Origin of the sequence: Nocardia sp. 852002-51101_SCH5132738 (assembly GCF_001665695.1) — a bacterium.
GTDB classification, from domain to species: domain Bacteria; phylum Actinomycetota; class Actinomycetes; order Mycobacteriales; family Mycobacteriaceae; genus Nocardia; species Nocardia nova.
Map to the genome: position 1 here is coordinate 22,937 of NZ_LZML01000146.1, position 26,164 is coordinate 49,100.

Annotated in this window: 24 protein-coding genes and 1 riboswitch; of the genes, 15 read left to right on the plus strand and 9 right to left on the minus strand. The window is 69.0% G+C overall.

Going from position 1 to position 26,164, the window contains the following annotated elements:
- Positions 1-58 precede the first annotated feature (58 nt).
- Positions 59-874 (plus strand): hypothetical protein, encoded by an 816-nt coding sequence (locus A5789_RS21500; RefSeq protein WP_227463039.1) that lies wholly within the window; start codon positions 59-61, stop codon positions 872-874.
- A gap of 20 nt (positions 875-894) precedes the next feature.
- On the opposite strand, the gene A5789_RS21505 is transcribed toward A5789_RS21500, so the two are convergent.
- Positions 895-1,785: a polysaccharide deacetylase family protein gene (locus A5789_RS21505; RefSeq protein ID WP_227463038.1), complete on the minus strand. Its 891-nt coding sequence runs from the start codon at positions 1,783-1,785 to the stop codon at positions 895-897.
- An 82-nt stretch (positions 1,786-1,867) separates the two neighbouring features.
- Positions 1,868-3,010 (minus strand): citrate synthase 2, encoded by a 1,143-nt coding sequence (locus A5789_RS21510; RefSeq protein ID WP_063018347.1) that lies wholly within the window; start codon positions 3,008-3,010, stop codon positions 1,868-1,870.
- 304 nt (positions 3,011-3,314) lie between these two features.
- On the opposite strand from A5789_RS21510, the gene pdxH reads away from it, so the two are divergent.
- The 5 genes from pdxH (at position 3,315) to A5789_RS21535 (ending at position 9,056) form a co-directional block, all read left to right on the plus strand.
- Positions 3,315-3,965 carry a pyridoxamine 5'-phosphate oxidase gene (pdxH, locus tag A5789_RS21515; protein WP_064905300.1) on the plus strand — a complete coding sequence of 217 codons (651 nt, stop codon included), beginning with the start codon at positions 3,315-3,317 and terminating at the stop codon, positions 3,963-3,965.
- A gap of 143 nt (positions 3,966-4,108) precedes the next feature.
- The gene (locus A5789_RS21520; protein ID WP_063018345.1) at positions 4,109-5,404 is read left to right on the plus strand and encodes an MFS transporter; all 1,296 of its coding nucleotides are present in this window, start codon (positions 4,109-4,111) and stop codon (positions 5,402-5,404) included.
- A 183-nt stretch (positions 5,405-5,587) separates the two neighbouring features.
- Positions 5,588-6,943 (plus strand): citrate synthase, encoded by a 1,356-nt coding sequence (locus A5789_RS21525; RefSeq protein WP_081879230.1) that lies wholly within the window; start codon positions 5,588-5,590, stop codon positions 6,941-6,943.
- Between the two features lie 445 nt (positions 6,944-7,388).
- Complete coding sequence (locus A5789_RS21530) at positions 7,389-8,591, plus strand: GNAT family N-acetyltransferase (protein WP_063018343.1); 1,203 nt, start codon at positions 7,389-7,391, stop codon at positions 8,589-8,591.
- A 75-nt stretch (positions 8,592-8,666) separates the two neighbouring features.
- Complete coding sequence (locus A5789_RS21535) at positions 8,667-9,056, plus strand: YccF domain-containing protein (RefSeq protein WP_169812471.1); 390 nt, start codon at positions 8,667-8,669, stop codon at positions 9,054-9,056.
- A gap of 12 nt (positions 9,057-9,068) precedes the next feature.
- Here A5789_RS21535 and A5789_RS21540 read toward each other — a convergent pair whose 3' ends face one another.
- Positions 9,069-9,533: a MarR family winged helix-turn-helix transcriptional regulator gene (locus A5789_RS21540; RefSeq protein WP_051755246.1), complete on the minus strand. Its 465-nt coding sequence runs from the start codon at positions 9,531-9,533 to the stop codon at positions 9,069-9,071.
- Between the two features lie 36 nt (positions 9,534-9,569).
- On the opposite strand from A5789_RS21540, the gene A5789_RS21545 reads away from it, so the two are divergent.
- Both A5789_RS21545 and A5789_RS21550 read left to right on the plus strand, forming a co-directional pair.
- Positions 9,570-9,806 carry a DUF2530 domain-containing protein gene (locus tag A5789_RS21545; protein WP_030513273.1) on the plus strand — a complete coding sequence of 79 codons (237 nt, stop codon included), beginning with the start codon at positions 9,570-9,572 and terminating at the stop codon, positions 9,804-9,806.
- An 86-nt stretch (positions 9,807-9,892) separates the two neighbouring features.
- Positions 9,893-10,519 carry a TetR/AcrR family transcriptional regulator gene (locus A5789_RS21550; protein ID WP_030513272.1) on the plus strand — a complete coding sequence of 209 codons (627 nt, stop codon included), beginning with the start codon at positions 9,893-9,895 and terminating at the stop codon, positions 10,517-10,519.
- A 12-nt stretch (positions 10,520-10,531) separates the two neighbouring features.
- On the opposite strand, the gene A5789_RS21555 is transcribed toward A5789_RS21550, so the two are convergent.
- Together A5789_RS21555 and A5789_RS21560 are read right to left on the minus strand one after the other, a co-directional pair.
- Positions 10,532-13,399 carry a sacsin N-terminal ATP-binding-like domain-containing protein gene (locus tag A5789_RS21555; RefSeq protein WP_064905276.1) on the minus strand — a complete coding sequence of 956 codons (2,868 nt, stop codon included), beginning with the start codon at positions 13,397-13,399 and terminating at the stop codon, positions 10,532-10,534.
- 26 nt (positions 13,400-13,425) lie between these two features.
- On the minus strand, positions 13,426-15,000 hold the full coding sequence (locus A5789_RS21560; protein WP_181064076.1) for a DUF3027 domain-containing protein: 1,575 nt from the start codon (positions 14,998-15,000) through the stop codon (positions 13,426-13,428).
- Between the two features lie 17 nt (positions 15,001-15,017).
- On the opposite strand from A5789_RS21560, the gene A5789_RS21565 reads away from it, so the two are divergent.
- The 3 genes from A5789_RS21565 to A5789_RS21575 all read left to right on the plus strand — a co-directional run bounded on the left by A5789_RS21565 (position 15,018) and on the right by A5789_RS21575 (position 18,184).
- The gene (locus A5789_RS21565) at positions 15,018-15,797 is read left to right on the plus strand and encodes a glutaminyl-peptide cyclotransferase (protein ID WP_064905279.1); all 780 of its coding nucleotides are present in this window, start codon (positions 15,018-15,020) and stop codon (positions 15,795-15,797) included.
- A 90-nt stretch (positions 15,798-15,887) separates the two neighbouring features.
- Entirely contained in the window at positions 15,888-17,648 is a 1,761-nt protein-coding gene (locus A5789_RS21570; protein ID WP_064905281.1) for an MFS transporter, read from the plus strand.
- Positions 17,645-18,184 carry a DUF2771 domain-containing protein gene (locus A5789_RS21575; protein ID WP_063017072.1) on the plus strand — a complete coding sequence of 180 codons (540 nt, stop codon included), beginning with the start codon at positions 17,645-17,647 and terminating at the stop codon, positions 18,182-18,184. Before A5789_RS21570 ends, A5789_RS21575 begins: the two co-directional genes overlap by 4 nt.
- Positions 18,185-18,218: 34 nt before the next feature.
- On the opposite strand, the gene A5789_RS21580 is transcribed toward A5789_RS21575, so the two are convergent.
- On the minus strand, positions 18,219-18,647 hold the full coding sequence (locus A5789_RS21580; RefSeq protein WP_174553987.1) for a cold-shock protein: 429 nt from the start codon (positions 18,645-18,647) through the stop codon (positions 18,219-18,221).
- 206 nt (positions 18,648-18,853) lie between these two features.
- Here A5789_RS21580 and A5789_RS21585 point away from each other — a divergent pair, with 206 nt between their 5' ends.
- Complete coding sequence (locus A5789_RS21585) at positions 18,854-19,087, plus strand: hypothetical protein (protein WP_030513265.1); 234 nt, start codon at positions 18,854-18,856, stop codon at positions 19,085-19,087.
- Positions 19,088-19,350: 263 nt separating this feature from the next.
- A riboswitch (cyclic di-AMP (ydaO/yuaA leader) is annotated at positions 19,351-19,560 on the plus strand.
- 9 nt (positions 19,561-19,569) lie between these two features.
- Positions 19,570-20,211: a resuscitation-promoting factor Rpf1 domain-containing protein gene (locus tag A5789_RS21590; RefSeq protein WP_030513264.1), complete on the plus strand. Its 642-nt coding sequence runs from the start codon at positions 19,570-19,572 to the stop codon at positions 20,209-20,211.
- A gap of 219 nt (positions 20,212-20,430) precedes the next feature.
- On the opposite strand, the gene A5789_RS21595 is transcribed toward A5789_RS21590, so the two are convergent.
- A complete protein-coding gene (locus A5789_RS21595) occupies positions 20,431-20,619 on the minus strand; it encodes a hypothetical protein (RefSeq protein WP_063017070.1) in 189 nt (62 codons plus the stop codon).
- Between the two features lie 41 nt (positions 20,620-20,660).
- On the opposite strand from A5789_RS21595, the gene A5789_RS21600 reads away from it, so the two are divergent.
- On the plus strand, positions 20,661-23,015 hold the full coding sequence (locus tag A5789_RS21600; RefSeq protein WP_064905302.1) for a helicase-associated domain-containing protein: 2,355 nt from the start codon (positions 20,661-20,663) through the stop codon (positions 23,013-23,015).
- A gap of 19 nt (positions 23,016-23,034) precedes the next feature.
- Here the strand turns inward: A5789_RS21600 and A5789_RS21605 are convergent, their stop codons facing one another.
- Entirely contained in the window at positions 23,035-23,553 is a 519-nt protein-coding gene (locus A5789_RS21605) for a hypothetical protein (RefSeq protein ID WP_104363257.1), read from the minus strand.
- Positions 23,554-23,829: 276 nt separating this feature from the next.
- Between A5789_RS21605 and A5789_RS21610 the strand changes: the two genes are divergently transcribed.
- Positions 23,830-24,621 (plus strand): hypothetical protein, encoded by a 792-nt coding sequence (locus A5789_RS21610; RefSeq protein WP_064905283.1) that lies wholly within the window; start codon positions 23,830-23,832, stop codon positions 24,619-24,621.
- Between the two features lie 45 nt (positions 24,622-24,666).
- Here A5789_RS21610 and A5789_RS21615 read toward each other — a convergent pair whose 3' ends face one another.
- A complete protein-coding gene (locus A5789_RS21615) occupies positions 24,667-26,097 on the minus strand; it encodes a M1 family metallopeptidase (RefSeq protein ID WP_082940866.1) in 1,431 nt (476 codons plus the stop codon).
- Positions 26,098-26,164 lie beyond the last annotated feature (67 nt).

Consider the following 26,164-nt stretch of genomic DNA (forward strand, 5'->3'; position numbering starts at 1 on the left):
AACCGCGCATATGTCCGTATCACCATGTCGGCGCCCGGCGGACCGTTACCGTTGGGCAATGAGTATGGCAGGGCGGGAGATACCGGACTCGACGGGCATCTCCGCCGCATCCGCGGCACCCGGATCGACCGCGGTCCCCTCGGCCGGCGCAGCCGGATCGGCCCGGTCCGCCAGCGGCCGCTACGGTCTGCGCGCACGCCTGGCCACACGGCTCGAGCGGGCCGGGAACATGCTGCGTACCGGCATGCTCTCCGAGGGAGCACGGCACGAGTTGCTGCTGCGCGGCCTGCCGGGAACGGCGACGATTCTCGGGGTCCGCCCCTGCCGCACTTCCGCCTCCGCGGCCTCCCGCGTCGACGGCCTGCGGAAGCGGGCGGATGCCGCGGGCCGGGTCGAACCCGGCTGTCGCTTCTGGGTCCGCATCCAACTCGACGGCGTACCGCCGTACGAGACCCGGATGCGGCAACGAGTGAGCGACGCCGAGCGGGAGTCGATGCAACCGGGCGACGTGGTCGGCTGCCGCGTCGATCCGGGTGATCGCGAGCGACTGGTGCTGTACGTGCCCGGCGTCGCGGAGGCGACGCGGGTGAGCATCGCGAAGATTCTGTCCGCGGGCCGCCGCGCCGACGCGACGGTGCTGGCGGCCACGCCGATCGCCGCCGACTACTCGGGTCGCGACGATCCGGTGCTACGGCTGGATCTGGAACTGCGCGCCTGGGACGAACCGCGGCCGTGGCGCGTACGGATCGTGCAGCCGGTGCCGTTGCCGGCGATCGAACTGGTCGATCTGGGCCGGCATCTCGAGGTCGCGTTCTTCGCCGTGGATCGCGGCGAGTCGGTGGCGGTGGACTGGGAGGCCTCGGCCGAACTCTGAATCCGGTTCGAAAGGCCCGCTCAGGGCAGTTTGACGAATTCGAAACCGCGCGAACGCAATACCGGCAACACCACCGACATCCCCTCGGCGGTACCCGACTTCGGGCGGTGCATATGGGCGATCGAGATCGACCCGGGCTGTGCCGCCGACATCGCGGTGCGCACCTGCGCGGCCGTGAAGGTCGCCCCGGCATCGGCGTTGATGCTGAAACCGACCGGAGTCTCCCCCAGATCCCGCACGATCGCGACCGACACGTCGTCGTAGTGTGCGGTGCCCGCGCGGAAGAACCGCGGCGGATGTCCGAGCAGCCGGGTGAGCCGCTCGTGATTGCCCCACACCTCGTCGATCGCCTGCTGCGGGGACGAGGTGCCGGCGATGCCGTAGGCGGCGTGGCCGGTGACCGAGAGCGGACAGTGCCGGGTGCCGTGGTTGGCGAGTTCGAACAGCGGATTGGCGGCCAGCTGCTCGGCCCTGCCCGGGTCGGCATCGATCCAGCGCTTGTTGAGAAACAGCGTCGCCGGAATGTTGTGGGCGACGAGGTAATTCATCAACTCGGTGTTGATCTCGTCGTTGTCCGGCCCGCCGCAGGCATCGAAGGTCAGCGCCATCTGCTTACCCTGCGCGGGGATCGAGGTGATGATGCCGGGCAGGTCCATTCCCCATCCGGCGGGCTGCCGACCGGCATAGCGCGCGGCCACGGCCGCCGGATCCGGCTGTGCCGGTAGCGACGCCGATGCCGGACTCGCCACCGACGGAACCGATGTGCGGGCCGGTGCGGGCGGCGCCGTGGAGATGATCGTCTTGACCGGCGAATTCCCTTCGGCCGTAGCGCATCCCGAGGCGGCGAAACCCGCGGCTACCGCCGCGCCCACTGCCAGAAGCCGACGTCGCGACAGTTCTGCTCCAACCACGCGAGCAGATGCTACGGCAGAGAAGCGACGAGCGCCTCCGCAGCGAAAACTGCGAAGGCGCTCGAACGGCGACGGGCCCGGACTACCGGACGACGGTCTCCCAACCCGGCACGGATTCCGCGCTGCGCGGCGCCGGTCCGGTGTAGATCGCGGCAGGGCGCACCAGCTTGCCCAGCTGCTTCTGTTCGAGGATGTGCGCGCACCAGCCCGCGGTGCGGCCACAGGTGAACATCGCCGGCATCATGTGCGCGGGCACCTCGGCGAAGTCCAGGATCACCGCGGCCCAGAACTCGACGTTGGTCTCGATGGCGCGATCGGGGCGACGCTCGCGCAGTTCGGCCAGCGCGGCCTGCTCGAGCGCCGCGGCGACCTCGTAGCGCGGCGCGTCCAGCCGCTTCGCGGTGGCACGCAGCACCCGGGCGCGCGGGTCCTCGGCCCGGTAGACCCGGTGGCCGAAGCCCATGAGCTTCTCCTTGCGATCGAGGATGCCCTTCACCAGAGCGCGTGCGTCGCCGGTCTTTTCGACCTCTTCGATCATCGGCAGCACCCGCGCGGGGGCGCCGCCGTGCAGCGGGCCGGACATGGCGCCGATCGCGCCGGACAGGCTGGCGGCCACGTCGGCGCCGGTCGAGGCGATGACGCGCGCGGTGAACGTGGAGGCGTTCATACCGTGCTCGGCGGCCGACACCCAGTAGGCGTCGATGGCCTCGACGTGGCGCGGATCCGGGTCACCCTTCCACCGCTTCATGAAGCGTTCGGTGATCGTGCTCGCCTCGTCGATCTCCTTCTGCGGCACGGCCGGCTGGTAGATGCCGCGCGCGGACTGCGCGACATAGGACAGGGCCATCACCGACGCGCGCGCGAGGTTCTCGCGGGCGGTGGCGTCGTCGATGTCCAGCAGCGGCTGGTAGCCCCAGATCGGGGCGAGCATCGCCAGACCGGCCTGCACGTCGACGCGCACATCGCCGGTGTGCACCGGCAGCGGGAACGGCTCGGCGGGCGGCAGTCCCTGTCCGAAGCGGCCGTCGACCAGCAGCGCCCAGACGTCACCGAAGGTGACGTGGTTACCGACCAGGTCCTCGATGTCGACACCCCGGTAGCGCAGCGCGCCGCCGTCCTTGTCGGGCTCGGCGATATCGGTGGTGAACGCCACCACGCCTTCCAGGCCACTGACGAAATCGGGGGGCACGGCCGGACCAGTAGGAGCCGCAGCGCTGGTAGTCATGTTGTGACTCTCCTTGCAAATCGGGCCGCACGATCTGTGGGCGGCCACGCGATGGTGCTTTCCCGGCTCGGCCGGGTGGTGCTTTCCCGGCTCGGCCGGGCCGGTGCTGTGCGGCCGTATGCCACTCCGGCCGATCACCTGCAACCTTATCCCCCCAGTACTGGGGAGTAACGTTTGGACCATGCGCGAGGAGCAGAATTCACCGGGCTCAGCGGGGGGCGAAACGGGTCTTGCGACCGCGAATTCATCGACTTTGCCGGATCGCTTCGGCGCCGTCCCGCGCGTCGATGTCGACATCGCCGCGATGCGGGCCGAATACGGCGGCGATCCGGACCTGACCGAGAGCTGGCTGGCCGACGGCTGGGAACCGTTGCTGCGCAACTGGATCGAGCTCGCCACCAACGCCGGCATCACCGAACCCAATGCCATGGTGCTGGCGACGGTCGAGCTCACCGACGCCGGCCCGCGTCCCGCGTCGCGCACGGTCCTGTGCAAGGGAGTGTCCGCCGAGGGTGTGACTTTCTACACGAATTACGACTCCGCGAAGGGTGATCAACTCCACGCGGTGCCGTATGCGTCGGCCACCTTCGCCTGGCCGAAGGTGGGCCGGCAGGTGACGCTGCGCGGCCGGGTGGACCAGGTCTCCTCGGAGGTGACCACGGCGTACTGGCGCTCGCGTCCGCGCAATTCGCAACTGGGGGCATGGGCGTCGCACCAATCCCGCCCGGTGGCCTCGCGGGAGGATCTGGATCGGGCATTGGCCGACGTCACGGACCGTTTCGACGGCGTGGAACAGATTCCGGTCCCGGCCAATTGGGGCGGCTACATCCTGCGTCCGGAACAGATCGAATTCTGGCAGGGCCGGCGCAGCCGGTTGCACAACCGCATCCGGGTGACGCTGCCGGACGGACCGGCCGCGATGGGCTCGGCCCGCATCGAACGCCTGCAACCCTGACCCGGAATCCCCGCCACGACGGGCGATATGCCCGAGTCGCGGATCGGCCGCTACCGGCTATATTCATGGGATGATTTCTGGAAGACGGCCGCCGGCCGCATCGTCCACGCGGACCGGCGCCGCGCCATGGTGAAAGCTCGGCCATGGTGAAAGTGCTCGCCGATGTCGCACCGCTGCGCGACATCGATTTCCGGCGGCTGTGGGTCACCAATATCGTCACCGTCATCGGAGCCCAGCTCTCGGTGGTCGCGGTTCCGCAGCAGATCTACCAAATCACCGGCAGCTCCGGATATGTCGGGCTGGCCGGCGTCTTCGGCCTGGTGCCGCTGATCGTCTTCGGCCTGTGGGGCGGGGCGGTCGCCGACGTCATGGACCGGCGCACCCTCCTGCTGATCACCAGCGTCGGCACCGGGCTGACCTCCGTGGCGTTCTGGTTGCAGGCCGCCGCCGGGGTGAACAACGTCTGGCTGGTGCTCGGGCTCTTTTCGGTGCAGCAGGCCTTCTTCGCGATGAATCAGCCGACCCGCGCGGCCATCATTCCGCGACTGCTGCCGGGTGACCTGTTGCCGGCGGCCAACTCGCTGAACATGACCGTCATGCAGTTCGGCGCCATCGCCGGGCCGGTGCTCGCGGGTGCGCTGATCCCGGTGACCGGACTGTCGATGCTGTATCTGATCGACTCGGTCGCCCTGCTGGCCACGCTGTGGGCGGTGTGGCGACTGCCCGCCGTCCCGCCGACCGGAGTCGCCCGGAAGGCCGGATTGGGCACCGTCGTCGAGGGTTTCAGCTACCTGTCCACCCAGCCGATCCTGCTGGCCTCCTTCGCCGTCGACATCATCGCGATGGTCTTCGGCATGCCGCGCGCTCTGTTCCCGCAGATGGCGCACGACACCTTCGGCGATCCGGTGACCGGCGGTGTGGCCCTGGGCCTGCTCTTCGCCGCGATGTCGGCCGGTGCGGTCGCCGGCGGCGTGTTCTCCGGATGGCTCGGCCACGTACGGCGCCAAGGCATGGCCGTGGTGGTGTGCATCGCGCTGTGGGGTGCGGCGATGATCGGCTTCGGACTCGCCGTCGGCGCGACCGGCCACCGGTTGAGCATCGGGGTCGGCCTGTGGATCGCCTTGGCGTGCTTGGCCTTCGGCGGTGCGGTCGACATGTTCTCCGCGGCGCTGCGGACCAGCATGTTGCAGGAGGTGGCCACCGACGACATGCGCGGGCGGCTGCAGGGCGTGTTCACCGTGGTCGTCGCAGGTGGGCCCCGGATCGGTGATGTTGCCCACGGTTTCACGGCCGCGGCCATGGGTACTGCCGTGGCGGCGGCCGGTGGTGGGGTCCTGGTGGTGATCGGCGTGCTGATCGCCGCGGCCGTCTTCCCCGCCTTCGTCCGCTACCGCGTTCCCCGCGTCCACGCCGAGATTCCGGCCGAACAGCACTCGTGAGCACCCGCGCGAGCCCCTAGCACGATCGGGCCCGCGAGCTCACATCGCACACATGTGACCGTGAGGTAGCAGATGACGACCCTCACGGATCGACGCTACCGGTGAGCGGCTAGCGTTGAGGTAAGTGCGCCGGACGCCGACCGCGCCCGTCGCCTACGGTTCTAGCCTGAGAGGGATCCTTCCGTGCCCGCTGAGAACATCAAAGTCGCGCAAACGCCTTCGGACGCCAACGGCGCAGGCGACGCCAAGCCGGTACTTTCCTACCCTGGCGGCGAATACGCCATGACTGTCGCCCAGGCCGTCGAGGGCAACGACGGAATCGATCTGGGCAAGCTGCTGGCCAGCACCGGGTACGTCACCTACGACCCGGGCTTCACCAACACCGCGCCCACCAAGTCGGCGATCACCTACATCGACGGTGAGGCCGGCATCCTGCGCTACCGCGGCTACCCGATCGAGCAGCTCGCCGCGAGCTCGAACTTCATCGAGGTCAGCTACCTGCTCATCTACGGCGAGCTGCCGACCCAGGCACAGCTGGAAGACTTCACCGACCGGATCCGCCGCCACACGCTGCTGCACGAGGACCTCAAGCGCTTCTTCGACGGCTTCCCGCGCAACGCGCACCCGATGCCGGTGCTGTCCTCGGCGGTCAACGCGCTCTCGGCCTACTACCAGGACTCGCTGGACCCGCGCGATCCCGAGCAGGTCGAGCTGTCGACCATCCGCCTGCTGGCCAAGCTGCCCACCATCGCGGCCTACTCCTACAAGAAGTCGGTCGGCCAGCCGTTCCTCTACCCGGACAACTCGCTGAGCCTGGTGGAGAACTTCCTGCGCATGACCTTCGGCTTCCCGGCCGAGCCCTACGAGGTCGACCCCGAGGTCGCCGCCGCGCTGGACATGCTGCTGATCCTGCACGCCGACCACGAGCAGAACTGCTCCACCTCGACCGTGCGCCTGGTCGGTTCCTCCGACGCCAACCTGTTCACCTCGGTATCCGGCGGCATCAACGCGCTGTGGGGTCCCCTGCACGGCGGCGCCAACCAGGCCGTGCTGGAGATGCTGGACGACATCAAGGCGAATATCAACGGCGGCACCGTCGATGCCGCGGTCAAAGACTTCATCCGCAAGGTCAAGAACAAGGAAGACGGGGTGAAGCTCATGGGCTTCGGACACCGCGTCTACCGCAACTACGACCCGCGCGCGACGATCGTCAAGAAGACCGCCGACCAGATCCTCGGCAAGCTGGGCGTGCAGGACCCGCTGCTCGATATCGCCAAGGCGCTGGAAGAGGCCGCGCTGACCGACAGCTACTTCGTCGATCGCCGCCTGTACCCGAACGTCGACTTCTACACCGGCGTCATCTACCGGGCGATGGGCTTCCCGACCCGCATGTTCACCGTGCTGTTCGCGATGGGCCGGCTGCCCGGCTGGATCGCGCACTGGCGCGAAATGCACAGCGAGCCTTTGAAGATCGGCCGCCCGCGCCAGATCTACACCGGCTACGGTGCGCGCGATTACGGCGATATCGCCGGTCGCTGAAGTAGCTGATCCGAAGCCCGCCCCCTTCCGAGGGAGGCGGGCTTCGTGCATATCGGGGGCCTGTGCGCCGCAGAGGGTTTCACGTGCTCCGCACTGGAGAGACTGTGCGGCACCGCAATTCGCGGCCCCTTACAAGCGCACGTTGAGCGACTCGTTAGCGCCGCCCGGCACCATCATCGTCGTGGCGCGGAGGCGACACCGGGCCGCCGGAATCCGGGCCTGCCTCGGAGGGGACGGCAGGCCCGGATTCGCAATTTCTGCCTTCGCTTCGCTTCGGCGGGGTTTCGGCCCCCTGGGCCGAAACCCTCAGGGTGCACCCTCGCGGAGGAGGTTCAGCACTGTTCGGTACGACTCGAGCGGTAGCGGTACTTGCGGCTACAGCCTGGTATGGCCCGTCGGGAAAATCCGGGTGCGCAGGGTCCTGCCGGCGTGCGATGGTCGAGGTATGGCGATCGCAGCAGAGGTCACGCTCAGGCCCGCGACCGAGGACGACCTCCCCGGTATCGGGCTGCTGTTGTCGAATGCTTTCGGCGCGTCGCCCCGGGAGGATCCGGTCGTCACCGCACAGCGGCTGAAGCTGTTCCCGCTCGAGCGTGCGCTCGTCGCCGTGGAGGGCGACCGCGTCGTCGGCCACACCCGGGACACCACGATGACGCTCACGGTGCCCGGTCCGCATCCCGTCGAGGTCTGCGGCGTGGCAGGTGTCGCGGTGGCGCCGACCCATCGCCGTCGCGGCATTCTGCGCGCGATGTACACCGAACTGCACGAGCGTACCGAGGCCGCGGGGCTGCCGCTGACCATCTTCACCGCCAGCCGCGCCACCATCTACGGACGATTCGGGTACGGGCCGTGTGTCGTGGAGAACCGCGTCACCATCGACCGCCGCTTCGCCGAATTCCGGCCCACCGCGCCCGATCCCGGTGGCGTGACACTGAGCTCGCTCGACGATGCGATCACCGTGGTGCCCGGCATCTACGACCGCTGGCGGCGGCTGGTGCCCGGCGCCCAGGCGCGCCCGCATTCGGCGTGGTTGATCCAGCTGGTCGGCAGCGGGGGCCAGGCCGCCCTGTTCGCGCTCACCCATCCCGACGGGTACGCGCTCTACCGCTACGACAACTCCGAGCCGCGCAGACTCACCGCCGAGGTGGTGGAACTGCGCGCGGTCACCACCGAGGCGCATGCGGCGCTGTGGCGTGCCCTGCTCGGTCTGGACCTGGTGGACACGGTCACCGCCACCATCGGCGACGACGACCCGCTGCCCCACCTGCTCACCGACTCCCGCCTGGTCCGCACCGTCAGCCGTCACGACGGCCTGTGGGCACGGCCGATGGACGTCCCCGCCGCCCTGTCCGCCCGCGACTACGAAACGGATCTGGATGTCGTTGTCGCCGTGGACGACCCGTTCCGCCACGCCGGAGGCACCTTCGCCCTGCGCGTGCGCGACGGGCGGGCCGAATGCGAACCCACCACCCGCACCCCCGACCTCGAACTCGGCATCGACGTCCTGGGCAGCCTCTACCTCGGCGCCTACTCAGCCCGCACCTTCGCCGTCGCGAACCGAGTGCGTGCGAAGAGCTCCCGGATCGTCGCGGATGTGGACCGCGCTTTCCGGGCCGAGCGTGAACCCGTGCTCGGCTGGTTCTTCTGAGCGGCTCGTCCACACGCGCTCAGTTCACATCTGGTGGGTACGGCACCGCCCTGGCATGCTGGATACGTGACCCTCATCCGGTTCGTACTGAATGTGCTCTGGTTGATTTTCGCCGGGTTCTGGCTGGCGGTGGGCTATTTTCTGGCCGGAATCCTCTGCTGCATCCTGATCATCACCATCCCGTTCGGGATCGCGTCGTTCCGGATCGGGGCCTACGTGCTGTGGCCGTTCGGCCGGGAGGTGGTGGCCAAGCCGGGCGCGGGGGCTCCCTCGCTGATCGGCAACATCATCTGGGTGATCTTCGCGGGGTTCTGGCTGGCGATCGGGCACCTGGTCACCAGCATTCCGCTGTTCGTCTCCATCATCGGGATTCCGTTCGGCTGGGCGAACCTGAAGCTCATCCCCGTCTCGCTGATGCCGCTGGGGCGCGAAATCGTCTCCAGCGAGCACGCTTTCGTGGCCTGAGCGCCGGACGTTCTACTCCGAGTCGGCGACCAACTGCTTCATGATCGCGACCGCGTCGTCGAGCACCCGCAGCTGATCGGGGGTCAGGCCGGACAGCTGATCGAACATCCAGGCCTCGCGGGCGTTGTTCTCGTCCTGGATCAGCGCCTTGCCGGCGTCCGAGAGCGAGACGATGACCTGCCGGCCGTCGGTGGGATGCGGATCGCGCTTGACCAGCTGCAACTCCGAGAGCGAGGCGATCACTCGGGTCATCGACGGTGGCTGCACCCGTTCCTTGGCGGCGAGTACGCCGGGAGTCATCGCCCCGTCTCTGGCCAGGGTCGCCAGAGCCGACAGTTGGGTGAGCGAAATCTGCGCTTCGGCACGACGGCCGCGCAGATGGCGCGTCAGCCGCACGACCGCCAGGGACAGTTCACCGGCGAGCGCACGGATATCGGATGGCGTTGTCACAGAGCAAAACGATACGTGACACCACATATGTGGTCCGCCGTTCCCGCCGCTATCGTTGACTTCGTGACCCCCGAGGTGCCCGAGATCCCGCCGCGGCTGACCGATCCGCGTCCCGTTCTGGCCGTCGGCTCGCTGGTGTGGCTGGTGGCGACCGTCGTGGTCTGGTGCAACGACAGCTGGGCCGACGCACGGCCGATCTGTTTGATGGGACTGGGAGTCGGACTGCTCGGCTACAGCATTTTCGTCATTCAGCGCCGCGGCGCCCGCAGGGGTGACAAAGGCGCGCAGAAAGGGCTGTGACACCCGCCGGCCCGCGCCACGCCGAGCGCGCCGACTTTACAGTGTGCGAATTGACTCATCGCGTCCCGGCGGCTTAACTCGCTTCCGTGTCCTCCCGATTGAGCGTCGAAGAACGACGAGCCCACCTCATCGAGGCCGCCATCGGCCTCGCGGAGAAAAAGGGCGTCGCCGGGGTAACTACACGCGATGTCGCGCAGGCGGCCGGGGTATCGCTCGGTGTGGTGCATTACTGTTTCGAGAACAAAGATGCGCTGATGACCGAACTGGTCAAAGCATTGGCGATGGAATTGCGCGATTCCGTCGAGACCAATGAAACGGTCTGGCAGGAAGTCGGAAGTGGAAAAGAATCCCTTCAAAATTTGGTTCGCGCCAGCCTGGAACTGCTCTGGCTGAACATCGAATCCACACCGCAACGGCAACTGCTCACCTACGAAACCACCACCTACGCTCTGCGTGAAAGTGAGCAGACCCCAGCGAAACTCGCGATCGCGCGCGAACAGTATCTGTTCAACGACGCCACCGTCGCCGATGTGCTCGAGCACGGGCGCGTGGCCACCGGAACCGAATGGCGAATTCCGGTTCAGACCTTGAGCCGATTCACCCTGAACGTCATCGACGGAATCGTTTTGCGCTGGCTCGTCGACGACGACAGCGCGGCGGTCCGCACCCAGCTCGACGTGCTCGCGGAAATGATCACCACCTACGCGAAATAGCCGCGCCGCGTATCACGAACTCGGCTGCCGCTGCACGTGGGTGGTGTCGCCCGCGCGCCACCAAGGAACGCCCACGGTCGCCTCGTAGGCGCCGGTGAGCCGGACCTCCAGCCGATCGTGCAGGACCAGCTCACCCGCCAGCGGCGGCAGGCCGAACTGCAGCCGCAACAGCACACCCAGCGGTTCGTCCGCCCAGGTCGTGCGTTTTCCAGTGCCGAGCACCTCGGCATGTACCGCCTCGGAGGCAGCGGCCACGTCGAGCAGCGTGGCCAGTTCGCCCGCATGCTCGATATCGCCGGCGACCAGGCGATCCGCCGGTAGCGCCAGACCGAGCCAGGGCCGGTCCAGAACCAGCGCGCGATCCGGATCGATCACCGCTCCGGAGAGCGCACGCACTCGCTCCGGCACGCCGATCTCGTCGAGATCCAGATGCGGCACGGCCGCGGCGAGCCGGCGATGGGTTTGCGAAACCGCTTCCGGGGTGGGCTTTTTCGCAGGATCGGCCAGTGCGTCGAGCAGGGCCACGGCCAAGTCGGCGGTGATGTTCGCGGGGTCGGCGAGCACGGCGTCGAGGGCTGCCGAATCGGCCGCCGTGAAGCCCGGGAGTTCGGGCAGCAGGTCGGCGAACACCGGATCCGATCCGGCCTGATACACGCCGAGTGGGCGATCGCCGACCCGCGCGTGGCGGCGCAACCACCAGACGGTGTAGCCGTCACGGTCGGCGAGTAGACGGCGGGTGGCCGGTTCGGCCAGCAGCAGTCGCAGTGCCCGCGGCCAGGCGTCGTCGGCGACCAGATCCAGATCCCGGACCGCAGCGAACTCCGGCGGATCCTCCGGCAACCCCTGCCACCAGCGGTCCTCGTCGTCGAGGTCGTGGTCGGGACCGGTCGGATCGGTTTCGGTGACGACGGTGAAACCCCAGCCGACGCCGATCGCGCGCAGGGCCGCCGCCGGATGCCGCTGCGCGATCGCGGTGTCGAGCGTGCCGAACGGAGAATCCGTGATCAGCACCTCGGCCAGCGGGGCATCCGGGAGCAGAAGTTCGTCGGCCGGGCGCAATTCGCCGGTCTCGTCGGGCAATTCGAGGGCGCCGAGCCAGGTCGGAAGGGTGGTGTCCGGCGGCAGGTGGGCGGCCAGGCCGAGCACCGCCTCGCGCAGTTCCTCGTCGTCGGAGCGATAGTCCAGTTCGGCGCGCAGCGCGGTATCGGTCAGCAGATCCTCGACCCCGGCCTGCTGCGCGCCGAGCCGGCCGAGCAGTTCGTGCGCGGCCTCCGGGTGGACCAGCCGCGCCCACGGCACCGCGACCGCTTCCTCGAGCTGATCGTCGAGCACCACCGTGCGCGGGCCGGTGACCAGGCGGCCGTCGGAGAGCGGCACGGCCAGCGCGCCCAGTTCCTCGGCAGCGAGCGGATCGGTCACGAACGGTTCCAGCGCGTCGTAGAGCGAATACCACCACTGCGGCGGGCGCTGCACACTTCCGGTCAGTTCGGCCACGCGAGCCAGGCCGATGCGATGTACGTCCAGCACACCCAGCAGTTCGGCGCAGGCACGTCCGGACAGCTCCGGGATCACCAGCGGGCCGAGCAGACCTGCCAGCAGACCCGCCAGTTCGGTTGTGACGCCGAGGAATACGCTGGCGCGATTCGGCGCCGCGTCGGCGCGGCGCGGCCCGCCAGTGGTCGACAGCTCGGCCACGTCGGCAGGCGGCGGCGCCACACCGGTACGCATCACATCATCGATATCCGGCGGCGTGATCGCCGCGTCGACATCGGCGGGCGCACTGTGGAGATCGGTGAGCACCGGCAGCCAGGGATGTTCGCGCAACTCGTTCACGAGGGCCTCGCGCAGCAGACCGTCGGCCTCGCTGCGGGCGAAACCGGGCGCCGGAACCAGCACCAGGCGGTCCTGCGGTGGCAGGGCGCGGGCGAAATCCGCATAGCCCTCGGCCAGTTCGGCCACCCGGGCGCCGGGCATCAGGCGGCGCCGATCCGGTTGCAGGGCGATATCGGCGATCACCAGGGCGGGCAGGGAGAGTTCCTCGTCGGTGCGGGTCGGTGCCCGCAGCACATCGGCGGTCGCGGCAACGGCCCGGCCGTCACGCAGCGGGAGCAGCCAGCGCGCCCGCGCGGTGGTGTACTGCCACCACCGGAAGTCCTCGCCGGACGGGGCGGTGATGCTCACCTGCTGCAGGCCGTTGCCCGCATCCTCCACCGCACGCCAGGATTCGTCGTCCTCGACCCGGATGGAATGCAGGCCCGGCAGTTCCAGCAGCAGATCCACCGCCTCGGCCCGCATGGCCGCGAGCAGTTCCGCGGCGTCGACGTCCTCGCGCAACCAGACCACGATCTCGGTGTCGAAACCGGTTTCCGGGGCGACCGCCACCGACCAGGCCAAGCGCAATACCGGGACGGCGGGTCCGTCGGCACCGGCGGGGATGTCGATACCGTTGTCGCGCAGTTCGATCAGAGTCTGCGCACGAGAGAATCGCACAGACCCGGTGGTCGAGCGAAATTCCACCTCGTCACCGGCGGAGAGCATCGCCGTGAACCCGACACCGAACCGGCCGACCGAAGTACCCGTCTTGCCCGACGCCCGCAGGGCCGTCAGCGCGTGCACACCGGAAAGATCCAGCGGGGCACCCGTATTGGCGATATGCAGGGCGCGGCCGCGCAGCCGCACCGACACCCGGCCGGAGACCCCGGCCTTGACCGCGGCGTCGGCGGCGTTCTGCGCCAGCTCGGTGAGCAGCCGATCGCGATATCCGGCCCGGACCAGATCCGCCTCGGTGGCGGCGTCCTCGCGCAGCCGAGTCGGCGAATTCCGCCATGCGGTGAGTACTCCCGCACGCAAGTCCGCGGTGCCGAACGGATCCTGTGTCACCCCTACGGCTCCCCCGCTCGCGCTGGTCAGTTCTCCTCCGCCGCCCCGGTCTCACCCGGCTGCACCCGCACCGCGGACACCGCCCAGGCATCGCTGTAACGCGTGACACCGGAAGTCGCGTCACCGGAATCACCGCGCGGCGCGGCCTCTCCCGCGTTGTCCGCGCTCCCGGCGTCGGCCTCCGCGCCTGCGTGCCCGGTGCCATCGTCCCCGGCCGCTGCGTTTCCGCCGGTCTCGGTGCCGGCGCTCTCGACAGCTTCGGCGGCGGGGCGGTCGGCGGCAGCGCCCACCTCGCCGGTCGTGGCCGCGGCCGCCGAATCGCCGGTCGCGGAGGGACTCTCGGCCTCACCGTCGACCGCGCCGGCGGGGTCCGCAGGCGCACCCTCAGCGGTATCAGCAGCGGGAACGGCACCGAATTCGGCGGGCTCGGCGACAGCTGCGTTCGAAGGTTCCTCGGCCGCAGAGGTTTCCGGAGCGGCGTCGGCCGCGGACGTCTTGTGGGCGGCCGCATCGGCAGTCGATACCTCGGGCGCGGCCCCGCCGGCGCCGGTCGCGGAGACGTCGTTCGCGGCGTCCGACTGCGATTCGACGGTGCTCGAAATACCCTCGGCGGCAACGGCTTCCGGTACGGCAGCGGAGACGTGTCCGGAGTCGCCCACACTGTCCGCTACATCCGAAGGCTGGTTGTTTCCGGCTTCCGACGCCTCGTCGCCCTCGACGGCTTCCGGCGCGCTCTCGGCGGCGGTGTCTTCAGCGGCGGCCGTATCGGGCTCCGTCGCGGCGAGGTCCGTCGACGCCTCCGGAGCGATGGTCGACGGCGCCGCGGCCTCGGCGGCCCCGTCCCGCGCGTTCAGTTCCTCCGCCGGGACGACCTCGATCGCCGCATCGTCGTAGGCCTCGTAGAGCGGGGAGCCGGCACCGGTGGGCAATTCGGTGTCGGAGTGGGCGCCGCAGCCGTATTCGACGTGGACCACCCGGCCGTCGGCGCCCATCGCGTTGGCGCAGACGCCGAAGGCGGCACGCAGCGCACCGGCGAGGGGCACGAAGAATCCGCACACTCCGCACGTTCCGGGGGCCGAACGCGCCATCTCGGTGTCGGGGCCGAATTCGGAGTACCAGCGCTCGGCGGCCTCCACGCGCCCCTCACGGCTGAGGACCTGGCGGCGGCCGAGGCCGACCTCCTCACACACCTCGTCGACCACCGGGTCGCCGGTCTCCAGATATCCGGGCACCAGGCGCGGATCGTCGACGCGCGGGGCGAGCAGATCGCCGGGCGCGAGATCGCCGGGGCGGATGCGCTGGTCCCACGGCACGAATTCCGGCGCCACCAGTGCGTCCGGCCCGGGTAGCAGCGCGGATTCGCTGACCGTCGCGTATTCGGCATCGGGCGCGGCCGCGACCACGACCTCCCACCGCCAGCCGCGGTACCCCGGCAGGGTCGCCGCGAAGTGATGGGTCGCCGCACACTCGTTCTCGCCGGTGACGCCCAGATGTTCGCCCACACCCGTGGGCTGCAACTCCAGGAGCGCACGGCGAGCCAGGTCGACCGCCCCCGCCAGGATCGGTCGCACGCCGGACTCCGAAACAGACACTGCGCTCACGTCCTACATTTTGCCGTATGAAATGCCAACGCCGTGCGGCGGCCGCAGCAGTGCTGATCGCGGCGTCCACAATGCTGTCCGCCGCGGCCTGTGAGCGCGACGACAACACACCGCGCCTGCGGGTCGAGGTGGTCGCCACCCGCCCGCACGACCGCACCGCGTTCACCGAGGGGCTCGAGGTCGACGGCCCGGTTCTCTACGAGAGCACCGGGATGGAAGGCGACTCCGGAGTGCGGGCGACCGACCTCACCACCGGCGCGCCGATCGCCACCGCGAAACTCTCCGATGCCTACTTCGGCGAGGGCATCACCCGCGCCGGGGACACCGTCTGGCAACTCACCTGGAAGAACGAGACCGCCTTCGCCCGCGATCCGCGAACGCTCACCGAACGCCGCCGCGTCCACTACGACGGCGAAGGCTGGGGCCTGTGCACCCGCGGCGACCGCCTGGTGATGAGCGACGGCAGCGACACCCTCACCTTCCGCGATCCGGCCACCTTCGCGACCACCGGCACGATCCGGCTCACCAGCCATCACGACGCCCGGCTCAACGAACTCGATTGCGCCGCAGACGGTTCGATCTACGCCAACGTCTGGCCGACCGATCAGATCCTGCACATCGACCCGGTCGGCGGCGCGGTACTCGCCGAGATCGAGGCCGGCGGCCTGTTGCGCCCCACCGAGCGCACCGGAGCAGACGTCCTCAACGGCATCGCCCAGCTCCCCGGCACCGACCACTTCCTGATCACCGGAAAGTACTGGCCGACCATGTTCGAGGTCCGATTCGTCCCGATGTGAGCGCGGCGGTCACCACGACGGCGGCCGACACGCATCGGATCACAGCCCGGCCGATGTCCACGCGCCGACCGAGTGCGAGAGAATCGACATGTGACTGCCTCCCGCGAACCCTCCGGCACCGAACCCGGTCCGTGGGACGGCGAGGAGTATCCCGCTACCCGGCGGCATCCCGGCTACGACCGTTACCCGCCGCCGAACACCCCGTCGTCGCACGCCCCGTCGTCCGCGCCCCTGCCTCCGCTGCCGCGCCGCGGCGGTGAACCGGACGTGCCCGAATTCGTGACCCGGCGCATGGCGACGGGTGAGCCACCGCGGGCCCTTCCGCCGCGCGGATCGCACAGCGACGACCGCTCCGGCGAGGCCCCCGAGGCCCCCGAGGCACCGAGTGCAGCCGAGCGCCCCCGACCCAAGGACGCGAGAATCGCCGAACGCCAACGTGTCCCTCGCAAGATGACGGTGACGCGCGTGATGGCGATGCGCACCAGGCACCTCACCGAGAAGGGTTTCCACACCTTCCAGCGCGCGGCGCGAGCCGACGGCGCGGGCGAATCCGGGCTCACCGCACTCGTTTACGCGACCATGGCCAACTTCGCCCTCGACGCCGCGATCGCGGTGGCGCTGGCCAATACGCTGTTCTTCGCCAGTGCCACCGCGGAATCCAAGACCAAAGTGGCGCTGTATCTGCTGATCACGATCGCGCCGTTCGCGGTAATCGCGCCGCTGATCGGCCCGCTGCTGGACCGGCTGCAACGCGGGCGCAGACTCGCGCTGTCGACCTCGTTCGCGATCCGGGTGGTCTTCGCGATCCTGCTGATCTTCAATTTCGACAGCTGGGCGCTGTATCCGCTGGCGCTGTGCATGATGATCTCGAGTAAATCGTTCGCGGTCCTCAAGAGCGCGGTGACGCCACGGGTGCTGCCGCCCGGTATCGATCTGGTCCGCACCAATTCCCGGCTCACCGTATTCGGCCTGGTCGGCGGGACGCTCGGTGCGGGCGCGGTGGCCGGAGCGGTCGCCGCGGTGGCCGGATCCGTCGGCGCGCTGATGTTCGCGGCGCTGATCGCGGCGGCCGGGGCCTATCTGAGTCTGCGGATTCCGTCCTGGGTCGAGGTCACCGAGGGCGAGGTGCCGGCGACCCTCGGCTACCACAGCCGCAACGGCACCGAGGTGCTGGACCGCGGTGAGAAGTCCGCGGTGAAACCCGGTCGGCGCCGGCAGCCGCTGGGCCGGTCGGTGGTCACCGGACTGTGGGGCAACAGCGCGATCCGGGTGCTGACCGGCTTCCTCACCTTCTATGTGGCCTTCGTCGCGAAATCGACCGAACACCGCCCGGTGCAGCAGGCCGCGATGCTCGGACTGGTCGGCGCGGCCGCGGCGATCGGCAACTTCGTCGGCAATGCGACCGGCGCCCGGCTGAAACTGGGCCGGCCCTCGCTGATCGTGGTGGAGTGCACCGCGGCGTGTACCGCCGTCGCCGTCGTCGCGATGCTGCTCGACAACCTGGTCGGCGCCGCGGTCGCGGCGCTGGTGGCGGCCTGTGCCAGCGCGCTGGCCAAGGTCTCGCTGGACGCCTCGATCCAGGACGATCTGCCGCCGGAATCGATCGCCTCCGGATTCGGGCGCTCGGAAACGGTGCTGCAGCTGTCCTGGGTGGTCGGCGGCGCCGGCGGCGTGCTGCTGCCGACCGTGTACTGGGAGGGCTTCGCGGTGGTCACCGCGGTCCTGGCGCTCGGATTGGCGCAAACCTTCGTGAGCTACCGTGGGCATTCGCTGCTCCCCGGATTGGGCGGTAACCGTCCGCAGCACGTCAAACAGGAAGTCCCCCTAGCGACAGGAAAACAGCCACAGTGACCAAGCCCAGCACCCGCACGATCCTCGCGCTGGCCCTGGCGGCAGTTCTGGTCGTCGCCGCGGCCGTCGCCGGCATCGTGGCGGTGGCGGTGCACAACGCGCACGAGGCCGATCCCACGGTCACCGCCTATGCGCACGGCAAGACCGTCACGGTTCCGCCCTATCTGTACTGCACGATCGGCGAACCGGATCCGCACGGCCGCGTCTCCCCGGACTGTAGGCGCACCGAGATCACCGCGGAACTGAATCCGCCGCTGGGCTATCCGGTGCAGCTGTCGCTCCCCCGGCACATCGCCGACGCGCCCTGGGTGATGGTGCTGGAGTACCAGCAGATCGACAATCCGGGCAAGACCGTGCAGCACCTGGCATCCTACCGCGACTACCCGCAAGGCACCCTGGCCGTGACGGTGGACAGTCATCCCGAACCGAACCTGCGCCTGATCGGCGTCGAGGTGCAACTGCTGCTGCTCGTGCGTGACGAGGCCGGCAACGAAGCGTTCTCGCCGTATCAGGCGTGGTCGATCAGGGCGGCGTGACCGCGGTTTCCTCGCGAATCAGGCGCTCGCGAACTCAGTGATCGAGTTCGCGGGCCACCCCGCGCACCACTTCGGCGATGCGCTGCGCGGTCTTGCGATCGGGGTACTTACCCTTGCGCAGCTCCGGCTGCACCGTCGCCTCCAGCAGGGTGATCATGTCCTCGATCATCCCGTGCAGGTCGTCGGGCGCCTTGCGCGGATGGGCCGGAGCTTCCTTGCGCACCCGGTCGTTGCGGCCCTGCGCATTGCGCACCGAGGGCAGCGGATCGAGCAGCTTCAGGCTCAGCGCCTGCGGGCCGCGGCGACCGGCGGCCATTCCGAACTCCACGCGCTGGCCGGGCTTGAGCGCCTCGACACCCTTGGGCAAGGCGGACGACCGAACGTAGACGTCCTCACCCTCATCCTGGGAAAGGAAGCCGAAGCCCTTGTCGACGTCGTACCACTTCACCTTGCCGGTCGGCACTGCGCTCACCCGTTCGTCATCGTTGTCCGGTCCGTCCGAATCCAGCGGGGTCACGAACGAACCCGGACACGGACGTAGGTTCCGGCGAAACGCCGGAACCTATCTCTGTGCGAAAAGAACGCGCCCCACACAGCTATGCAGGACGCGATTGGTTCGAGTCTACCCCGGTGGGGATAGGGCGAGCACATCCGTTTTACGGTGCACCCATGCCGGACTCCTCCTCGCCCCGCGCGCCCCGGGGCTCCAGCGACGTGCTGTTGCGCGTGGCCGTGGGCCTGTTCGCGGTCGGCGTGCTCGCGATCGTCGCCATTTTCCTCACGCCGATCCTGACCGACGCCGACCCGCCGCTGTGGCTGTATCTGGTGGCGATGGCGGCGACCCCGCTCGGCCTGCTGCTCGCGATCGCGTTCGCGCTGTGGTCGGGGCGACGCGCCCGCTGACTGTTTCCCCAACACGCCGGGCAATTACACGTGTGACCTTCGTCACATAACGACGCGATAACGCCGCGGTCACGACCCGCACTCGGCGGAGACACGCCGTACTCACCTGCACAGACGCCGATTCGGAAGGTCTTGCGGCACAGCGCGACCGGCCATACACGCCGGTTACCAAATAGTGATTTTTCAGCCGGATCGTCGTACCGTCTATCGCAGCCGGGACATCCCGGCACCACCGGCCCGCCGCACCGAGCCTCGCCCCGCGGGTACGGACCCCGACGGAACCAGGGGCGAGGGCGGGGAACCCACGTTCCCACAGAGGTTTTCGGAGCTCAACCGAGTTTCGAAGCCTCCGCAGGAAGCGGGAACGGCCGGCAACGACCGATCCCTTGGGGTGAAGTCCCGGCGAGCCGGGACCGGACGGCCTCTCAGTCCGAACCCGACAGCTCACCTCGCAGGCGCGTACGAGAGGAAGACGACCCGATATGAGTGGACGCCATCGCAAGCAGACCAACACCGGTCGCACCGTCGCCAAGGTCGCTGTCTCCACCGCGATCATGGGTGGCGCGGGTGTGGCTCTCGCTGGACACGCCGCCGCGGCTCCCGATTCGGAGTGGGACCGCCTCGCACAGTGTGAATCCGGTGGTAACTGGGGCATCAACACCGGCAACGGCTACCAGGGCGGTTTGCAGTTCTCGCAGTCGACGTGGGCCGCTCACGGCGGCACGCAGTACGCCCCCTCCGCCAACCAGGCCAGCCGCGACCAGCAGATCGCGGTCGCCGAGAAGGTGCTCGCGACCCAGGGTTGGGGCGCGTGGCCTTCCTGCTCCTCCAGCCTCGGCCTGCACGGCAGCGCCACTCAGCGCGAGGTGCCCGCTTCTCCCGCTCAGTCCCCGCGCTGGCAGCCGGGTGCCGCCGAGAGCGAAGCCTCGACCCAGGCCCCTGCCGATGGCAACCAGCAGGTGTTCTCCGCCGTCGACAAGGCCGTCACCGCCGCACAGGCGCAGGGCGTGCAGCTGCCGCAACCGGCGCTCGACGCGTACAACGCCTTCAAAGCCAGTGGCGCCAAACTCGATCCGTCGATCGTGAACTTCTACGAGGCGAACAAGGGCCTGCTGCCCAACTAGACCGCTCACATAGTTTCCCCCTGCAGGGAAGGCCCGCATCTCGCGATGCGGGCCTTCCCTGCGTTTCCGGGGAGCATGAAGCGTGTATGCCCGCCGACGGCCTGCCTGCGACGCGAGCGCGGCGATGTCCGCCCGGATAGGACGCCTGGATACGGGACCCCGGATACGAAAAAGACCCGCCTTCCTATTACAGGAACGCGGGTCTTCTTCGTGTTCGCGTCAGCGGTTGACCACCGTGTGCGGATGCACGTAGGGCAGGGTGTCAGCCGGCACCGGAAACTCGGTGTCCTCACCGTAGGGCGAGAGGCCACCGGAACGGGTCGACGACAATTCGGTAACCGCGTGGTCACCGTGGTCCACCTCGGGCCAGCCGTTGTCGACGTAGGGTTTCTTCGATTTGTTCACCACGGCCTCATTCTGGCATGTTCGCTCGCCGTAGTCTGGATTGGATGACCACGACCGATGCCCGAGCCTCCGACGACGGCGCCGGGACGCATTCCGGGGCCGACGCCGGACCCGCCGAGCTCGGCACACTCACCGACTGGCTGAGCTCCCGCAGCGACGACGATCTGGTCCGGCTGCTGGGTTTGCGCCCCGACCTCGCCGTGCCGTTGCCCGGTTCGATGACCGTACTGGCCGCCCGCGCGGAACAGCGGGCGTCGGTGCTGCGTGCCGCCGACGATCTGAACACACTCGAGTTCGCCGTAATCGAAACTCTCGCCGCGCACAACGCATTCGGCGGCGGCCGCCAGGAGCGCCCGCTGCCGCGCCGGCGCCTGCACGAATTGCTCGCCGATCGGGTATCCGCCGTCGCTGTCGACGCCGCGCTCGCGCGCCTGATCGAGCGCGCGGTGGTGTGGGGCACCGAGGAACTGTTCGTCGTGCCCGCCGCGCCGGAGGCCCTGCCGTGGCCGATGGGGGCCACCACGGAACTCCCCGACGCACTGACAGAGCCTGAGATCGAGACGGCGCTGCGCGAGATCGGCGGCGCCGAACGCGCTCTGCTGGACAAGCTCGCGACCACCGGCCCCCGCGGCCGCACCCGCGACGCCGCGCCCGGCACAGATGCGGAGCGGCCCATCCAGCGGCTACTGGCCCGCCGGCTGCTGATCTGGATCGACGACGAGACCGTCGAACTCCCTCCGGCCGTCGGCCAAGTGCTGCGGCGCGAACCGGTCACCGATCCCCACGTGCTCACGCCCCCGCAGCCACAGACCCGCGAGCACTCCGCCGCCGACGTGAACGCCGCGGCGGCCGGTGAGGTCGGCGAGTTGCTGCGCCACGCCGGCGACATCCTCGAGGTTGTCTCCCAGGTGCCGGCGCCGGTGCTGCGGGCGGGCGGCCTGGGGGTGCGAGAACTGCGGCGCATCGCCAAACAGACCGGGCTCGACGAGACGCGGGTAGGGCTGCTCGTGGAGGTGCTGGCCGCGGCCCGGCTGCTGGACAAGGGAATTCCCGAGCCGCCGCCGGACAACGACGCCGGTGAGGATTTCTGGGCCCCCACGATCGCCTCGGACGGCTGGCTGGAGGGCCCGGCGGCGCGCCGGTGGGCGGTGCTCGCGCACGCCTGGCTCGATTTGGACCGCTTCCCGTGGATGATCGGCCTGCGCGATGTGAACGACAAGCCGCTGGCCGCCCTCTCGGCGGAGCTGCGCACCGCGCACGCGGTCCCCGATCGGCGTGCGATCCTGGCGGTGACCGCGGAGTTCCCGCCGGGTACGGCGATCACGGCCGCCGATGTGGCGCGGGTGCTGAGCTGGCGAATGCCGCGGCGGCGCAGGCATTTCCGCATCGAGGCGGTCGAGCGCACGCTGTCGGAAGCGGCGGCGCTGGGGGTGGTCGGCCGCGGCGCGCTCACCTCCGCGGGCCGGGCGCTGCTGCACGGCACCGTCGCCGACGCCGAGGCCGAAATGGACGCGGCCCTGCCCGAACCGGTCGATCACGTGCTGGTGCAAGCCGATCTGACCGTGGTCGCCCCGGGGCCGCTCGTGCCGGAACTGCGGGAGCGCATCGCCCTGGTCGCCGATATCGAATCCGCGGGCGCGGCAACCGTCTACCGCATCGGCGAAGGGTCGGTGCGGCGCGCGCTCGACGCCGGCATGACCGCCGCCGAACTGCATCAGCTGTTCACCGCCCATTCGCGCACCCCCGTCCCGCAATCGCTGACGTACCTGATCGACGACGTGGCACGCAGGCACGGGCGCTTGCGCGTCGGGATGGCGCAATCGTTCGTGCGCAGTGAGGATCCGGCGTTGCTGGCCGAGGTGCTGGCGGCACCCGTGGCGGGACAGCTGGCATTGCGAGCCGTCGCGCCGACGGTGGCGATCTCGCAGGCGCCGCTGGGCGAGGTGCTCGAGCAGCTGCGCGCGGCGGGGTTCAGTCCGGCCGGTGAGGATTCGTCGGGGGCGATCGTGGATCTGCGCCCGCGCGGGGCGCGGCTGTCCACCCGGCCGAACGAACGCCACGCCTGGCGGCCCACCCCGCCCAGTGCCGAACAGCTGCGGCTTCTGGTGGGCGAACTGCGCGCCGGGGAGAAGGCCGCCCGCAGCCGGTCCGGGCAGCGGGTGCGTAGCGACGGCACCCGCACGAGTACCGCGGCCACACTGGCGCTGCTGCAACTGGCGGTGCGGGTGCGCCGCCCGGTGCATATCGGTTACGTCGACGCCCAGGGCGTGGCCACCCAGCGCATCGTGGAACCGGTGCGGGTGGCCGGTGGCCAGCTGGATGCCACCGATCCGGACACCGGCGCGATCCGGCACTTCACCTTGCACCGGATCGCGTCGGTGGCCCTGGTCGAGCCGTGAACCGCGGCTCGTAGCGGCCTCAGCTCTTGGGGTTGGCCAGACAGAACGTGGTCTTGGGCTCCGAGAGCGTCAGGAAGGTCGAATTCGCATCGCAGAGGAATTCGTCGTTCTGACCGTCGACCCGCTTGACGACCTTGACCGTCGCGTCCGCCGAGTCGCAGTCGGCGTAGGAGTATCCGGTCGTCTTGTCCTCGTGATAGCAGCTGCCCTGTTTGAGGTTGGGCGCCAGGCACAGGAATGCGGTGGTACCGCCGTTGAAGGTCTCCTCGTACGAGGAGTATTCGGCCCCGCAGTCCTGCTTCTTGTCGGAGGTCGATTTCACCGTGTAGACGGCCTTGGCCGAGGAGCAATCCACCGGCTCGGTCTTGGAATCTGCGGGCGATCCCTCCAGCACGTTGATGCAGTCACCGACCTTCGCGCGGGCGGTGTCGGATTTTGCCGCATCGGAAAACATCGAACAGCCGGTCACAGTCAGGGCGGCGACCGCCATGAGCGCCAGCACGAGACCCTTGAGCGGTCTCGGTCCTGCGAACTTCACCTACGAAAACCTTTCTCGCCGAGCCGTTCACCAATGGCGAACGTGGTGGGGAGGATACCCGCCCGCCCTGCCGGGCGGGTCCCGCCTCACATATGCAGCGAGTGCAGGCCGTACATACCCATCAGCGAATAGTTGACGATGCTGGGCAGCAGGTGGTTGAGAAGCAGGAGCCCGAAATAATTCACGATCCGATACACCTTTCGAATATCCGCGAGCGCAGCCGCACACGCGCGATCTGTAGTCGATATCCTCGCCCGAATCGTTACGCTCTGCAGCATGAAGCTCGAGCAGACGACCGCAGAGCTCTATGCCCTCGACCCCGCCGAATTCGTGGCCGCTCGCGACGAAGCGGCCCGCACCGCGCGCGCGAACGGCGATAAACAGCTGGCCACGGCGATATCGCGGCTGCGGCGTCCGACCGTCGCGGCGTGGTCGGTGAATCTGCTGGCGCACAAGGCAACCCAGGAATTGGGGGCACTGCTGGATCTCGGCGAGGCGTTGCGCGAGGCGCAGCGCACCCTGTCCGCCGACCGGATGCGCACCCTCGCCGACCAACGCCGCAAAGCGGTGAACGCGTTGACGGACAAGGCCGCTCGCCTCGCCTCGGACGCGGGGAAGAAGCTCACCGAGCCGGTGTTGCGTGAGGTCGCGCAGACCCTCAATGCGGCACTGGCGGATCCGGAGGTCACCGACCAGGTCCGTGCCGGCGTGCTGACCGCCGCGGTCGACTACGCCGGTTTCGGCCCGGCCGGGCCCGCCTTGGCCGCCGTTCCCGACGAGCGGTCCGAGGAACCGGCCGACATCGGCGCCGAGGAGCTGGCCGCCGCCCGGGAAGCGCTGGAATCCGCTCGGGCGGAACGTGATTCGACGGCGGACGACCTCGAACGGCAGCGCTCCGACGTGGCCGCCCTGGACGAGCGGATCACCGCGTTGCGCGACGAACTCGCGCAGGCCGAGGAATCCCGCCGATTCGCCGCCGCCGGGGTGACATCCGCCGAAGCGGCGTTGCGACGAGCCGATACCGAACTGGAGCAGGCGCAGCAGCGCGTGGACGACCTGGACCGGTAACCGCGAAACAGGTTGCCGCCGATCATCTTCGGCGGCAACAGCGGATCAGCCGCGCAGCGAACCCGGGTACAGGTACTCGTCCGGCGGCGGCGTGGTGGTGTCGAGCCAGGCGGTGAAGAATCCGCTGAGATCCGTCGTGGTCTTCGTTTGGATGAAGCTGCGGAATTCCGGCATGGAAGCGTTACCGTAGGCATGGGACCGCACGAATTGCGCTACGGCGGGAAAGAACACGTCGTCACCGAGTTCGTGGCGCAGGGCGTGCAGGAACAACGGTCCGCGCGAATACACCGTGGTGAATTCGTTTCCGGCGCCGGGATTCTGCAGCGGAATCTCCCAGTAGGCGGGCTTGTCGAGGGTTTTGGCGATCGTGCGGCGGTAGAGGGCGTCGACATCCTTACCCTCTTTCCGTTCCGGCCACAGATAATCGGCGGTATAGCTGGCGAAGCATTCGTTGAGGCACACATCCGACCAGTTCCGCACCGACATCGAATCGCCCCACCACTGGTGGGTGTTCTCGTGGACGACGGTGTTGAAATCGGTCCACGGCGCGTAGATGGGCCGGGTCTGGGTCTCCAGCGAGAAGTGCAGGTCGGTGTCGACGTAGATACCGCCGCCGCTTTCGAACGGATACGGGCCGTAGAGGGATTCGAGGAAATCGAGCACCTCCGGCAGCCGCTGCTCGAGTGCCTTGCCCTTGTCCGCACCCGGCGCGAAGGCGCTGATCAGCGGAGTGCCGTTCGCGCGGCGCTGTTCGAGGAAATCGAAGTGGTCGATCGCGACGGTGGTGAGATAGCCGATCGAGGGATGTTTCGAACTCCACGTCACGGTCCGCTTGTCGCCGGCGACGGTATCGCTGATTCGCAGTCCGTTCGAAACCGCTTGCCACTCTTGCGGAATCGTCACCCGCAAGTCGAAAGTCGCCTTGTCCAAGGGTGTGTCGTTGAGCGGGTACCAGGTGGTCGCCGAATGCGGCTCACCGGCGGCGAAGGCACCACCGCTCGGTGAGATGGTCCAGCCGGAATCGGGGTCGTCGGATTCGTTACCCGCATAGTCGACCGTCACCGTGAACGGCAGCCCGGGCAGCACCGGCAGCGCCGGTGTGACGGTCAGTTCGTGTTCACCGCCGGTGGTGAAGCCCGCAGGCAGGTTGTTCACCGACACCTTGGACACCGCGGGCCCGGCGTAGTCGAGGTTGAACGCGCGCAGCGGCTGCGTCGACACCGCGTCGATCCGCGCCGTACCGGCGAGATGCCTGCTCGGCGGGTCGTAATCGATGGCGACGTCGTAGTGCTGCACGTCGTAGCCGCCGTTGCCGTCGTCGGGATAGTAGGGGTCGCCGAGGCCGGGCGATCCGGTGAACGGATCGGCGGCGGTCTGGGCCAGCACCGGGATCGGTTGCACCTGGCCGGGGAGCACCAGCGCCACCCCGCACAACGCTCCCGCCGTGAGACACCGTGCCCAGGCATGCGACTTCATCGACCCTCCACCCCTTTCGCGGCACGGTGTGCCGACCATCAGCCGATGCTAGTCGGCCCCGCTGCGC